A 13927-nucleotide genomic window follows, 5' to 3' on the forward strand; every position below is an offset into this window, starting at 1 on the left:
AACAAAGTGCTGAACGTATAGGAGGCTAGATGAATATTTTAATAACCGGTGGCACGGGCTTAATTGGCCGACACTTTATCAAATCATTTCAGCAGCCATATCAATTCACCGTATTAACCCGTAATTGCCGACGAGCGAAAAAAGTCTTACCTGAAGGGGTTGATTTTATTGAAGAGCTGCCAGAACAAAATAATTTTGAGGTGATAATCAACCTTGCCGGTGAGCCTATCGTTGATAAGCGCTGGACAGTTATGCAAAAAGAAAAGATATGCCAAAGTCGTTGGCAAATAACCGAACAAGTTACTGCCATGATTGAGCGTTCTAAATTCAAGCCGACCTGTTTAATTAGCGGCTCTGCCATAGGTTATTATGGTGAAACGGGCAATGTTTCAACCCATGAAGATGCCCAAGTTAAACAAGAAGATTTTGCTCATTCTTTATGTAAAAAGTGGGAGGATATAGCCCTAAAAGCTAGTGAACATTGTCGAGTGGTGTTATTACGAACTGGTGTGGTTTTAGCCAATGATGGCGGCGCGCTGACAAAAATGCGCTGGCCATTTACGTTAGGTTTAGGTGGAAAACTTGGTCATGGTCAGCAGTATATGTCTTGGATACATATAGAAGATATGGTGCATGCTATTCAGTTTATCATCTTGACCCCAAGCATTGAGGGCGCTATTAATTGTACTTCGCCACAAGCACTAACTAATGAGGAGTTTACTAAAAGTCTAGGTAAACAGCTTCATCGAGCCACTTGGTTTAGTGTGCCTGAATTTATATTAAATATGCTGATGGGACAAGGGGCGGAGCTATTACTGAGTAGTCAAAATATATACCCACAAAAGCTGCTCAATCATGAATTTGATTTTAATCACAGTAATCTCGAACAAACCCTTGGGGATTTACTTTAGCGACTATTACCTGAAAATTACCACTCAGCACTTACCACTCAACTATTGCCATGCTCTTTACGAACGGAAATAGTTGAGTGGCTGAAAGCTCAGTAGCAAATTACTGAACTTAACTGAACTGAACTGAACTTCATTTAGTTTCGATTAGCTTAGCTTTAGTAAAACTGCGCTCATGGACAATGCGATACAGCAGCGGTAAGACCAACAGCGTTAGCAGTGTTGATGAAATAATGCCGCCAATAACTACCGTAGCCAGCGGGCGCTGAACTTCAGCGCCAGTGCCAACGTTTAGTGCCATAGGCACAAAACCTAAACCTGCTACTAATGCCGTCATCAATACCGGTCTCAGTCTGATCATAGCGCCATCGATAATGGCAGTAATTAACTCGGTGCGTTCTTTACAAAGCTCCCTGATAAAAGCCAGCATCACTAAGCCATTTAATACCGCGACACCTGACAGGGCAATAAAGCCAACACCAGCAGAAATAGACAGTGGCATATCGCGTAACCATAATGAAATCACGCCACCGGTAAGTGCTAATGGGATACCAGTGAAAATAATTGCCGCATCTTTTACTGAACTAAACGCCATGATTAACAGTGCAAAAATCAGTGTTAACGTTAGTGGTAAAACAATCGATAAACGTTTGCTGGCAGACTCAAGTTGTTCAAAGGTGCCGCCGTACTCTAGCCAATAACCGGCAGGGATTTCAACTTCGCTGCTGATCTTTGCTTTGACTTCGTTAACAAAACTGCCAAGATCTTTACCACGAACATTAGCGGTGACCACTATGCGTCTTTTGCCATTTTCTCGACTGATTTGATTAGGTGCTGGCGCAATATCCAATGTCGCTACCTCTGACAACGGCACATAACCACCACTAGCTAAAGAAATAGGTAATTCACTTAACTTATTAACATCACGTCTAATTTCTTCAGGTAATCTAACCACGATATTAAAACGTCGGTCACCTTCAAAAATTAGCCCTGCATTTTCACCACCGATAGCGGTAGCCACAATGTCTTGTAACTCAGCTACCGTTAAACCATAGCGGGCTAGGGCAATTCGTTTTGGCACTATTGATAACATGGGCAAGCCAGTGACTTGTTCAACTTGAATATCACTAGCACCGTCAACTTTTTCAAGCACTTCACGGATGGCGTTGGCTGAGGTTAATAATTGTTGAAGATCATCACCAATGACCTTTATGCCTAAATCCGCTCGAACCCCTGAAATCAACTCGTTAAAGCGCATTTCTATCGGTTGGGTTAATTCAAAGTTATTACCAGGTAGTTTCGATACTTTAGCCATAATGTCAGCGGCTAATTCAGCATGAGTTAAATTAGCATCTGGCCATTCGCTGCGTGGTTTTAACATAATAAAGGTATCGGCAACGTTAGGTGGCATAGGATCATTGGCAATTTCCGGTGTACCTATTTTTGAAAATACATTGAGTACTTGTGGAAATTGAATAACGCTTTGCTCAAGTAACTTTTGCATTTCAACCGCTTGCTCTATACCCGTACCTGGGATGCGAATAGCCTGTAATAAAATATCTTCTTCGTTAAGTTGCGGGATGAACTCAGAGCCTAAGGTTGTTGCTAGCCAAGCACAAAATATTACCAGTAATGTGGCCAGTGAAAGTACTAACCAGCGAACTTTCATCGCCATCACTAACATAGGTTTATAGAGTGATTTACTGACTTTTATTACCAGACTTTCTTTATCGCTAATATCACCTGTCATAAATAAGGCAATAGCCGCCGGTACTAGAGTAACCGAAAGTACCAATGCCGATAACAGGGCAATAACGACAGTCGCCGCCATAGGTTGGAACATTTTTCCTTCTACGCCTGTTAATGAAAACAGCGGGATATAAACCACAGTAATAATAATTACGCCGAATAAGCTCGGTCTGATCACTTCATTAGTAGCTTGAAAAACTACATGTAGCCTATCTTTAAGTGCCAATCTTGCGCCGTTATGACGCTGTGCCTCGGCTAGACGGCGGGTGGCGTTTTCGACAATAATAACCGCACCATCGACGATTAGACCAAAATCTAATGCCCCTAAACTCATTAAGTTTGCTGAGACGCCCGCTTGTACCATGCCTGTTATCGTTGCGAGCATGGTTAACGGGATCACCGCGGCGGTAATTAACGCGGCTCTAACATTACCCAGTAATAGCAATAACACCACTATCACCAATAAAGCACCTTCAACTAGGTTCTTTTGTACGGTGGCAATGGCCTTATCAACTAAAGTGGTTCTATCATAAACGGCGGTTAGCTTAATACCTTGGGGTAAAGAGCTTTGTACTTGGGCAAGCTTTTCAGCGACAGCTAGTGATACTTCACGGGCATTTTCACCCACTAACATCATGGCTGCGCCGAGCACGGTTTCTTTACCACTGTGAGTAGCAGCACCGGTACGTAACGCTTTGCCTATAGCAACATCGCTAATATCACTGACTTTAATCGGCGTATTATTAATGTTTTTGATAACTACCTGTTCAATATCGGCAATGGTTTTCAATTGTCCCGGCGATCTCACCGTCAGCTGTTGACCATTACTTTCAATATAACCAGCACCACGATTACTATTATTGGCCGCTAATGCCATCTGTATATCGGCAAAAGAAATACCAAATTCGAGCATTTTTCTTGGGAATGGAGTTATGTGATATTGCTTATCAAAACCGCCGATAGTGTTTACTTCGGTTACACCTTTTACCAAGGCGAGTTGTGGTTTGATGATCCAATCCTGTATTTCCCGAAGAGCCGTAGCATCATAAGGCTTGCCATTGGCTTGCCTAGCATCGGGGTCAGCATCAAGGGTATACATGAAAATTTCGCCTAGACCGGTAGAAACTGGCCCCATTTCTGGCGATAGACCTGCGGGTAGTTTACCCTTGATAGCATTAAGTCGTTCGTTGATTAAACTGCGGGCGAAATATAAATCTGTCCCCTCTTCAAAAACCACGGTCACTTGTGATAAACCGTAGCGTGATAGGGAACGGGTATAGGATAAGTTTGGCAATCCCGTTAAAGCAGTTTCAACCGGGTAAGTGATGCGTTGTTCAGTTTCTAAGGGTGAATAACCATCGGCACGGGTATTAATTTGTACTTGCACATTGGTAATATCTGGTACGGCATCAATAGGCAGCTTTTGATAACTCCAAGAACCAACGGCCATTAAAACTAAGGTTAATGAAATAATTAGCCAGCGTTTGGCTATGGAGAAGCGTAAAAGTGATTCAATCATAATTCCGTGCCCCTAGTGGTGATGTTCAGCACTGGATTTCTCCAGATCGGCTTTGAGTAAATAGCTATTATTAACGCCGTAGACTTCGCCCTGATTTAAACCAGACAATACTTGTGAAAATTGACTATCGCTAAGTCCTAACATCACTTCGCGTACTGCAAAACCATGTTCATTTTTAACGAATATCACTGCTTTACCAGCCATCACTTGCACGGCACGATTATCAATAATTAGCGGTACTGATTTTTTGTTAATAACGACAGAGCCTGAAAGCAGACTACCGGCAGACCAAGTACCTTGGCTATTATCCAATGGCACTCTGGCGATAATAAAGGGGCTATCTTTTGGGCTAGGTAAAAGTTGGCTGATAACAGAGTCGGTAAATTGCTGCTCTCTAGTAATACGCACAGCTTGGCCGATGGCCACTTTAGGCTGTTGCGTGGCAAATACTTGTAACTCCAGCCATAACTTTTGGTGATCCCCAATAGTGACTAATACTTGTTCATTGGCTAATTCACCGGGGTTAGCATTACGCTGAGTGATAACACCGGAAATAGCAGCGTAAACGCTATAACGCGTTAGGCTATTATTGGATTCTATTTCAGCAATAAGCTGACCCTTTTTTACCTTATCGCCGACATTGACGCTGAGCTTGGTGATTACTCCAGCAAAGCGTGCTCGAACATGACTAATCGCACTTGGCTCAGTCGTCGACGTGCCATATAAGGTCAATCGCTGTTTTATCTCACCTGAGCTTGCCGTTAAAGTAGTAATACCGACGGTTTTCATCATTTCGGCTGTCATTTCTATCTGTCCTTCTTCGCCGTGCTCATCGGTATGAGTTTCACCATGTTCATCGTTATGTTCGTCGCTATTTAAAATAGAGAGAGGATCACCGTGATCATTAGAGTGTTCAGCTACTTTTTTATCGACATGACTATCTACAGGCTTATCTGTATGGGAAGTCGCATAACTTGTTAGAGAATATGGCAGGGTAAATAATAAGGTAGCCATCACAGTACCCAGTAATAGGCATGTCTTCTGGCTGCTAGTTAAAAAATGATTTTTCATTAAATTATCCTTGGGTGAAACGCTTGTTGATCGGTGAAAAGTTTATCGGTGAAATATTTTCATATGAGGCTTGTTGCTGAAAATGTTGCGACGCCGGTAGCGGCTCTGCTATCAATTGTTCAATGTCGGCGCCAAAACGCAAAGCGGCTGTTGCCGATTTAATTAACGCGCGTCTAGCGAGTAATAACTCTTGCCTAGCGTTTAAATAATCAAGGTAACTATATAAGCCGCGCTGATAGGCAACTTGTGTCTCAGCTAGCGCTTCTTCAAGTAGTGGAATAATGGTATTTCTCAAGCTATTTGCGTTGTAAATAGCTTGTTTTCGACTTGAATAGGCTTGTTGCAATTGGTTATGCAACTGCAACATAGCGGTGATTTTTCTTGCTTGTACTTCATCTCGCTCTGCTTGCGCTGAAATAATAGCGCCTGAATTATTGCTTGAGCTAAATAACGGGATACTAAAACCCGCAACAAGGGCGGTATCACCAACATCTTGTAGTTGTTTTACCCCAAGCGTCCACTGAATATCGGTACTTGATTGGCTTTTGGCTAAGCGTAATTGCGCACTTTTAAGTCGCTCTTCACTGGCAAAGCTGAGGATGGCAGGATTTTGTTTTATCTTGGCATAAAGTCGATCAAAAGAGACGTCTTGTGAAAAGTGATAGAGATTTCCGGCAACGGTATTAAATGTCGGAGAGCTGTCATTCGAGTTTTCATTCCAGCTTTCATTCCAAAGTAAGGCTAAGGACATTTTCGCAGCTACTAATTGCTGCTGCTTTGATGAAGCATTTAAGCGAGCATTACCAACGGCGGCTAGGGCACGTTTTATTTCGGCTTTTGGCGTCGATCCCGCTTTGGCGCGCTTTTCAACGGCCAATAAAGTCTCTTCTGCCAAACTTGTTGCGTCAAAGGCCAACTGCAAACTTTCTTGGCCGGCCAGTACATCAATATAGCGACGAGTAACTTCAGCTAATAGCGTTAAGGCGGTAATTTTCCGTTCAGCAGCTAACATGGCACTTCTATGGGTACCCAAGTCTCGACGTGCATCGCGTTTACCACCCATTTCAATAACAGATGATAAAGACACGGTAAACTCAGCACCATCAAAGCCTTTTAACTGACCTGTGCCGGCAAAGTTTTCTGCTTCAAATCCTAACTGATAACCAGGTGCTAGCGCTTGCGTTTGTTGTTGGCCATCAAGGGCTGCTTGGCGCAGGGTGAATACTTTAAAGGCTGGGTTTTCAGCTAAAGTACGCTTAATTGCTGTGGCTAAAGTTAAAGTTGTTGGCTTATCAGTAGCAGGATTATTGCCCTGTGCTCTTGCGTTAGGGCTAAGTAGCAATACAGCTACGCCAATAACTAGGTAGGTTAGTGGATAAGTTAACAAGCTAGTTGTTTGCCATCCATTATGATGGTGTATTAACGAGCGGTAATAATACGATAACATTGATATTCCTAATATTTACTAAATTTGCTCACTTAGGTAGGTGAGTTACTTAGCTAAGTTAACGGTTAAATAACGACTATTTATTTGCCCGATAGTTACAATTTGCTGATATTTACAGCTAACACCAACTAAGGCTTATCGTTATAATGGCGGCATAATAAACCTTCCAGTCACTGTAAGGTCAACTGTTATCAATACAGGTATGAAATTTTTATGAAAATAAGTCAACTTGCTAAAACAACCAATGTCGTCAGTAAAACCATTCGTTATTATGAAGATATAGGTTTACTGCCTGAGGCTTATAGAAATGACAATGGCTATAGAGAATACAGTGCCAGCGATATTGAACGTTTGGTGTTTATAAGACGCTGCCGGGAATTACAAATTCCGCTAGAGCAAATTAAGACTTTGATAGCCGTGCAAGTGGATCAAAAGTCATCGTGTCAGGAAGTTGATGCTTTGATTGATCAGCAGTTAGATAAGGTAAGAAAAACTATTGCAGAATTGACCTTGCTAGAACAAACCTTGCATGCTTTAGCCACATCGTGCCCTAATGATAAGGTCGGTGATTGTCAGATATTGAAGAACCTGCAGCAAGAATAAGTCAGCAGGAAAAACCCAACTACTGGCCTTTTATTAACTATTTATTAGGTTACTGAGTAATAGTTAATTTGGGCCATTGCTTAAGCCATCCTTTGGCTTTGACACGTTGAGTAAATACAGCTTTTTCTCGTTTGGGGTTATGAGTCAGTTGTAGGTTAAATAGTGATTCAAAGCCAAATGCAGCAATACATTCCAATTCACCTGAAGCTAATTTACGTATCGCCACCGCTGTTTCTTTCTCTGGCCAATAACCCATGGCGTCCAAGCTATTTTTATAAGGCAAGTCGCCATTTTGGCTATGCATTAAGGCTTGATTTCTTACTTGCCAATTAACCTCTGGCATCATTATCTTGAGCGTTTGTTGGTAGTCTTTATATTTATCGGTATTTGTTTCATCTAAGTCAAAATAAATAACATCAACATCGTTTAATGGTGTCGGTATTAGTTTGTTATGTAAATGATCCCAGACTAAGTTCCTGACAAAGCCGGCGGCAATATAGCCATCAGATAAATCAAGTACACGTAAACATTCTAATGTTTGCCGGCGCAGAGCATCTTTAGTCACTAGCTGATAAATTAGTAGAGTGCGTTTATTCATTAAGTTATACGAAAGGTCTTATTTTAAAGGTTTATAGCTCATCTTACGGATCATATGAGTCTTTTTCTACTAGGATGCACTCTTGGAGACTTTTCTATCAAGTGGCAACCTTTGCTGTTTTCATTAGTTCAGTATGGCAAGACAGAAGCCAGTATATCTTTAGCAAAAACTGAGGATATTCGATAATGAGATCACTTGCTGAAAACTATCAGCTCACTGCTGCCAATTGTAACTTTCTATCCATAGCTGCTTCAAGTTGACCTTTTTTCATAGCCAAGTCCACTTCAAGTTTTTGTCGTTCTTTTACTGACTCTTTATCTTCTTTATCTTGTAGCATTTGAATTTTTACACTTAGTTCAAGAATCTCCATTGATAATTCACGAATTTCTTTATCTAAGTCATTTTCACTGGCTGTGTTGGCTGCTGCAACTTCTTCAGCCGTCATGACACCATTTAAGCTGCTGGCATCTATGCTTTTTTTGTCTTTACCTTCTTTTTCTTCGGCTTCCGCCGATTTGGCTTTAGCCTCAGCGGACAACACTACTTCATCTGCTTGTAACTGCTTATTTTTTTCAGGAGTAGTAGCGATTGTTTCTTGCGATGTAGTAGCAATAGGGGAGCTTGTGACGGTTGTTGCAGTGTTTTGCGATAAGAGTGTGGTTTGAGCGCTTATACTTGCCATGGTGACTTCCTTTTTGACCAATAGCTTGTGAGTATACATCGTAAGATCTCAGTTACCTAGTTCTTGACTTGTGAGGTCATTTATCTAGCTTTTGTATTTTAGGCTAAGGGCATAATCGTTTATAGTTACTGTAATTAACTAGCTTATCGCAAAATTTTAAAGGAATATTTTCAATGGTAAAAGTTGTCACGCTAATAAGTGCACTAAGCGCATTAACTCTTTTCGGCTGTAGCCAACAAGAAGTTCACACCGCTAAATCAACATTAGCGTTAAGTCATAGTGATAATATAATCACAGCTTCGGTATTGTCTAAAGATGGCCAGTTAAACTTGGTTGCAGATGGTAAAACCGTTTGTTTATGGAAAAATACCCAAGTGGAATCACCATTGCACTGCTTAAAAGGCAATGAAGCACAGTTTATGGAATTGCTTGATATTAGTGAAGATAATCAGTTTTATTTAGTCTCTAATCAAGTAACAGTGCGTTTATATTCGGTGCAGGGTCATAAACCACTGGGCGAGTGGGGAGTGGCAGGAAATATCATTAATGATATGGATATCTCTGCTAATGGCAATAAAATATTATTAGGTTTTCGCAGCGGAAAAGCCAGCATCATTGATGTTCAACGAAATGAAGTCACTAGTTTTGATAAACATAGATTGGATATTAATTCGGTAAGCTTGTCCGATGATGGTGAAATGGCCTTCACCGGGTCAAGTGATAAGAAAGCACGGGTATGGCACACAAGCTCAGGGGAAAATGTGCATGAGTTCTCTCATGGCTCGAGAGTTAATCATGTCAGTATAAGTAGTGATGGTAAGGTTGGTTTTACCCTTGATGCGATAAAAGACCGTACTTTTTGGGATTTATCAACGGGAAAGGTATTAGCAGAATTAGATACCAACTTACGATTTTTTGAGTTTAATGATTCAATATTCTCGAGTGATAATTCGCTGCTTTTAACCGGTTCTCCTAAACAGGTGATTAAACTTTGGCGAGTAGTTGATGGAGCATTAGTTGCTGAGTGGAAATCTGAAGCAACAAAAGGAAGAGCTTCTGTGCTCAGCGTTGCTTATTCAGGGCAAGATAAAATTGTAACGAATAATAGTGATGGCCTTTTTGAGCAATGGCAGTTGCCCAGTGTTAACAATAAATAATCAAGCTAAATAGGGCGAAGTCACTTTAGCTACAGTGGCTTTATCTGCTAAATATCTAACTTTAATTAAAGAGCATTCTATACTGAATTAATAACTGTTAAATGAGAGACCTAGCTGTGCTGAGAAAATTATTCTTATTTAGTATTCTTATACTTCTACCTTGGCAATTATTGGCAGTTGAAAAACTTAGGATTTTTACTTGGGCAGGCTATGTAACCGCTGAAAATATAGCGCAAGTAAATCAGCTATTATTAAATAAGGGTTATAACTATCAAGTTGAAGTCATTACCACTAAAGCTGAAGATGCCGATCAAATGTTTTCTGTGATCCGCAATCAACAATGTGATATTACCTTTCTAACACTCTTCTTTATTAAAATGCATGGTGAACAGATTTCTCGACTGTTACAACCGATAAATATTAACTCGCCTCGATTAAGTAACTACAAACACCTAGATCCAGAACTCACTCAAATATCAATGGGAATGCAGCAAGGTAAACCACTATATATTCCTTGGGGGGGAGGTGTTTATGGATTTTTTGTCAATGCTAATAAGGTTAAACAACAGGACATACCGAGATCGGTAAAAGATTTATGGAGTAGTAAGTGGCGCAATAAGTTTTCATTAAATCAAGGACAGTTTTGGTATAACGTTGGCTTAACACTGCAAGCCTTAGACTTTCATCCCTTTTACTTAGAGCAGTTAGCACAAAAAAATAATCGTAGTAAATTAAAGGAATTACTTTCAGAACATGGGGTTGTGCTCAGTAAATTCAAAAAACTCTATAATAATGCCGGAGGGTTTTGGCAAAGTTCCACTAAGTTTAGCGAAGATCTTGAAATAGTCTCTAGCTGGGGACCAGAGATAAAGAGTCAAAATGATAAAGGAGCTAAGTGGCAGTTAATTGATTTTGAAGAAGGTCATATGGCTTGGCTTGATACCATTAATTTTGTTCGTGGTTTAAAAGATGAAAAATTAGAGGCTGCAGAAATAGTTGCTAATTATTTTATTAATAAAAAAGTTCAGCAAAGAATAGTCGATGAACTTTCTATGTTACCTGCAGCGGTTAACCTTGAGAGCCGGGGATTATTAGATGACTACCCAAACCTGTTTAGTGCTGATTTATTTGTACCCCCCTATAGTCAACTCTCTTATAGTTTGATGCAGCAAATGGTTGAACAAGTTAATTAGCTAAAACCTAGCTAAAAAGTAAGGCTAAAAGTAGCACCATCTTGGTCATTGTTACGTACGGTAACTTTGCCATTGTGAGCTAGCATAACTTGTCGGGTTAGGGCTAAGCCGACACCAGAGCCTTCTTTCTTAGTGGTATAAAAAGGCACAAATATTTGCGCAATATTTTCCTCTTCAATACCTTTGCCATTATCAGAAACTTCAATAACGACATGACCACGCACATTCAAGAAAGCCTGCAGGGTAATCTTTGCTGCGGTAACTTGCGTGTTTATATGAGTTAACGCGTGTTCGGCGTTTTGCAGTAAGTTAAGTAATATTTGTTCGATCATATCGCTATCGACAATAAAATCTAAGGCTTGAGGGTTAATAGTGCAGGTTAATTCAATATCATTTTCTTGCCAATTTTGCCGAGCTAAGGTTGCTACATGGTTAAATAGCGTCTCAACTGACAGTAATTTTTTATTGGGTGAGGGCAACCGTGTTAGACGGCGGTAGCTGGTGACAAACTGCATTAAGCCGTCGCTGCGTCTTGCTACGGTTTTTACTGCAGCTAAAACATCATCTAAGTCTTCAGCTAATTCTTCAGTTAATTTTTGAGCTAACTTTTCAGAACGCTCATCGTTAATTACCGGCAATTGCTGAGTTTTTTCTTGTACATCTTGCACTAAATCGACAGCGGTTTTGGCCAGTGATGCGACCGGGGTAATACTGTTCATTATTTCGTGTGTTAAAACACTAACCAAGTCTTGCCAAGCCTGTAGTTGAGCAAGGGCCAGTTCACTTTGGATGTCTTGCATACTGAGTAAGGTTTCTTGATTGCTTGCCGTTATTATCTCAGTGGCAGAGACAATAAGTTTGTGTTCCATGTCATCAATGGTGATATTTACTAGGGTACGTTCACCGGCTAAGATACCCTGCAATTTTTTCGGAAAGTCTTCATTGAATTGCGCCATATCATCAATATGGGTAACTGCATTCGCGCCGAACAAGCGCCTGACACTGTTATTCCATAAGGTTACTTTACCGCTATGGTCAATGCTTAATAGCGGTACTGGTACATGCTCAATAATGGCTTTTATATGGCGTAACTCTGCTTCTTGGCTTGAACGCACCTTTTGAATACGCTTTAAAATATCAGTAAAGGTTGCGCCTAACTCATCAAAACCCGCACCCTGTGCTTTTAATTCAAAGCGCTGTGAAAAGTCAGCATGGCGAACGGCATCAAAAAAGCGCACTAGCTCGGCATTCGTTTTTGAAATAAAACGCATTATTTCAAAAAATTGTAGGATAAGTACTACCGATAACAATAATATAGTGGCGTGATAACCCTCATGCATAACCGCTTGGGTTAGAAAAATAAGCGTTAACATAGCTAAAATAGTACGTGTAGCAATTAATAGCGAAAACCTTTTAAAGTCCATGTTTTTCCATCCGGCGGTAGAGGGCCGCGCGCGTTAAACCAAGCTCTTTGGCAGTGTGACTAATATTAAAACGATGCTTTTTAAGCGCTAAGGATATGGCATTTTTCTCTATCTGCTCTAAATTGAGATCTGCTGGTAGCGATGAGATTAGTGTTGGCTCAACATTGGTAACTACCATAGAGCTGGGTATATTTTGTTGAACTGGGGGAGCAATATCAAGTTGAAAGTCAGCCGGTGTAAGTATTTCAGTTTGGCTTAATATCATTGCCCGTTCAATGGCGTGACGTAGCTCTCTAATATTACCCGGCCAAGCATAGGAGGTAATCGCCGTGAGTGCTTCATTGCTTAGTTGCTTAATACTTTTACCTTGCTGATGATATTTTCTAGCATAGAAATTAACATAATGACGGGCAATAAGTACTATGTCTTCGCTACGTTCGCGCAACGGCGGTAACTTAATTTCAACGGTATTGAGCCTAAAGAGTAAATCTGGTCGAAAACGCTGCTCATCTTTTAGGGCTTCTGCTTTTAAGTTGGTGGCAGACACTACTCTGACATTAAACGCTATCGCCTTATTTGCACCTAGAGGAGTTACTTTTCGTTGCTCTAACACGGTAAGTAACTTGGCTTGTAAGTGCAGGGGTAAGTTACCTATTTCATCTAAAAATAAGGTACCGCCATCTGCTGCTTGTAAACGGCCGACTCTATCGTGTTGTGCGCCAGTAAAGGCACCTTTTTTATGACCAAATAATTCACTTTCAAATAGGCTTTCACTAATAGCGCCTAAATCAACCGACATAAATACTTGTTGAGCACGAGCACTTTGTTGATGTATTTCTCGGGCGACCAGCTCTTTGCCTGTGCCATTTTCGCCCAATATCATTACATTGGCTTCAGTTGGCGCTGAGCGAGAAATTAACGATTGAATATGTTTCATGGCTGGTGATTGACCAAGCATATTTTGCTGACTGGCCGGGTTGCTCGCTTGTACTAATACTTTATTGGTTTCACGTAATGTTTGCGCTTCACTGCGGCTTCTGCCCAGTAATACTGCCGTTGATACCGTGGCGATAACTTTTTCATTTTGCCAAGGCTTAGCAATATAATCAGTTGCACCAAGCTTCATGGCTTCAACCGCAACATTAATACCACCATGAGCGGTGATCATAATAATGACACTTTCTGGCTTAATTTCTAATATTTTCTGTAGCCAATAAAAACCTTGCGCACCAGAGCTTTCACCTGGGCCAAAATTCATATCTAAGATAATGGCATCAAAGTGCTGATCATTAATAAATTGAGGAATATGATCAGGCACATTACAGGTACTTATTTGTGAAAAATGGCGTTTAAGTAGTAACTTACCCGCGGTTAAAATATCTTCATCGTCATCAACGATGAGAATCTTGCCTTCTTTTTTCACGCTAAATGATCCTTTAAATACGGTAAGTGCCTTGCTCAAGCAATGGCAGTGTCTAGTTTGTCTATCACTTCTAATTGATAGATCTTTAACTGACAAAGTGTTCATTAACGTACACCTACTGTTCATAAACGTACAGTTTAATTAAAGTTAATT

The 13927-nt window shown here is 40.6% G+C and carries 11 protein-coding genes; 4 read left to right on the forward strand and 7 right to left on the reverse strand.

The features are described from left to right. The first annotated feature begins 29 nt into the window (after positions 1-29). Positions 30-911, forward strand: a complete 882-nt coding sequence (locus tag HRT55_RS05095; RefSeq protein ID WP_291619392.1) for a TIGR01777 family oxidoreductase — start codon at positions 30-32, stop codon at positions 909-911. 130 nt (positions 912-1041) lie between these two features. Here HRT55_RS05095 and HRT55_RS05100 read toward each other — a convergent pair whose 3' ends face one another. From HRT55_RS05100 to HRT55_RS05110, 3 genes are read right to left on the reverse strand one after another with little or no spacing between them, the layout of a single operon-like run. Further along, the gene (locus HRT55_RS05100) at positions 1042-4176 is read right to left on the reverse strand and encodes a CusA/CzcA family heavy metal efflux RND transporter (protein WP_291619394.1); all 3135 of its coding nucleotides are present in this window, start codon (positions 4174-4176) and stop codon (positions 1042-1044) included. 12 nt (positions 4177-4188) lie between these two features. Continuing rightward, positions 4189-5247, reverse strand: coding sequence for an efflux RND transporter periplasmic adaptor subunit (locus HRT55_RS05105; RefSeq protein ID WP_291619395.1), 1059 nt, complete (start codon positions 5245-5247; stop codon positions 4189-4191). 4 nt (positions 5248-5251) lie between these two features. Continuing rightward, on the reverse strand, positions 5252-6694 hold the full coding sequence (locus HRT55_RS05110; RefSeq protein WP_291619396.1) for a TolC family protein: 1443 nt from the start codon (positions 6692-6694) through the stop codon (positions 5252-5254). Between the two features lie 213 nt (positions 6695-6907). Here HRT55_RS05110 and HRT55_RS05115 point away from each other — a divergent pair, with 213 nt between their 5' ends. Beyond that, positions 6908-7297, forward strand: a complete 390-nt coding sequence (locus HRT55_RS05115) for a Cd(II)/Pb(II)-responsive transcriptional regulator (RefSeq protein WP_291619397.1) — start codon at positions 6908-6910, stop codon at positions 7295-7297. Positions 7298-7346: 49 nt separating this feature from the next. Here the strand turns inward: HRT55_RS05115 and HRT55_RS05120 are convergent, their stop codons facing one another. Together HRT55_RS05120 and HRT55_RS05125 are read right to left on the reverse strand one after the other, a co-directional pair. After that, positions 7347-7895, reverse strand: coding sequence for a nucleotidyltransferase family protein (locus HRT55_RS05120; protein ID WP_291619398.1), 549 nt, complete (start codon positions 7893-7895; stop codon positions 7347-7349). A 208-nt stretch (positions 7896-8103) separates the two neighbouring features. Further along, positions 8104-8577, reverse strand: a complete 474-nt coding sequence (locus HRT55_RS05125; protein WP_291619399.1) for a hypothetical protein — start codon at positions 8575-8577, stop codon at positions 8104-8106. 173 nt (positions 8578-8750) lie between these two features. Here HRT55_RS05125 and HRT55_RS05130 point away from each other — a divergent pair, with 173 nt between their 5' ends. Together HRT55_RS05130 and HRT55_RS05135 are read left to right on the forward strand one after the other, a co-directional pair. Next, positions 8751-9734, forward strand: a complete 984-nt coding sequence (locus HRT55_RS05130) for a hypothetical protein (protein WP_291619400.1) — start codon at positions 8751-8753, stop codon at positions 9732-9734. A gap of 170 nt (positions 9735-9904) precedes the next feature. Further along, complete coding sequence (locus HRT55_RS05135; RefSeq protein WP_291619401.1) at positions 9905-10927, forward strand: ABC transporter substrate-binding protein; 1023 nt, start codon at positions 9905-9907, stop codon at positions 10925-10927. An 11-nt stretch (positions 10928-10938) separates the two neighbouring features. Here the strand turns inward: HRT55_RS05135 and HRT55_RS05140 are convergent, their stop codons facing one another. Together HRT55_RS05140 and HRT55_RS05145 are read right to left on the reverse strand one after the other, a co-directional pair. Beyond that, entirely contained in the window at positions 10939-12351 is a 1413-nt protein-coding gene (locus HRT55_RS05140) for an ATP-binding protein (RefSeq protein ID WP_291619402.1), read from the reverse strand. After that, positions 12341-13879 carry a sigma-54-dependent transcriptional regulator gene (locus HRT55_RS05145; protein ID WP_367241040.1) on the reverse strand — a complete coding sequence of 513 codons (1539 nt, stop codon included), beginning with the start codon at positions 13877-13879 and terminating at the stop codon, positions 12341-12343. Before HRT55_RS05145 ends, HRT55_RS05140 begins: the two co-directional genes overlap by 11 nt. Positions 13880-13927 lie beyond the last annotated feature (48 nt).

Origin of the sequence: Colwellia sp. (assembly GCF_013214175.1) — a bacterium.
GTDB lineage: Bacteria > Pseudomonadota > Gammaproteobacteria > Enterobacterales > Alteromonadaceae > Colwellia.

Bases quoted from the DNA above. Each gene is read 5' to 3' on its own strand.
- HRT55_RS05125 (WP_291619399.1), bottom strand. From the start codon at position 8,577: ATGGCAAGTATAAGCGCTCAAACCACACTCTTATCGCAAAACACTGCA.
- HRT55_RS05100 (WP_291619394.1), bottom strand. From the start codon at position 4,176: ATGATTGAATCACTTTTACGCTTCTCCATAGCCAAACGCTGGCTAATT.
- HRT55_RS05095 (WP_291619392.1), top strand. From the start codon at position 30: ATGAATATTTTAATAACCGGTGGCACGGGCTTAATTGGCCGACACTTT.
- HRT55_RS05110 (WP_291619396.1), bottom strand. From the start codon at position 6,694: ATGTTATCGTATTATTACCGCTCGTTAATACACCATCATAATGGATGG.
- HRT55_RS05145 (WP_367241040.1), bottom strand. From the start codon at position 13,879: ATGAACACTTTGTCAGTTAAAGATCTATCAATTAGAAGTGATAGACAA.
- HRT55_RS05130 (WP_291619400.1), top strand. From the start codon at position 8,751: ATGGTAAAAGTTGTCACGCTAATAAGTGCACTAAGCGCATTAACTCTT.
- HRT55_RS05115 (WP_291619397.1), top strand. From the start codon at position 6,908: ATGAAAATAAGTCAACTTGCTAAAACAACCAATGTCGTCAGTAAAACC.
- HRT55_RS05105 (WP_291619395.1), bottom strand. From the start codon at position 5,247: ATGAAAAATCATTTTTTAACTAGCAGCCAGAAGACATGCCTATTACTG.
- HRT55_RS05140 (WP_291619402.1), bottom strand. From the start codon at position 12,351: ATGGACTTTAAAAGGTTTTCGCTATTAATTGCTACACGTACTATTTTA.
- HRT55_RS05120 (WP_291619398.1), bottom strand. From the start codon at position 7,895: ATGAATAAACGCACTCTACTAATTTATCAGCTAGTGACTAAAGATGCT.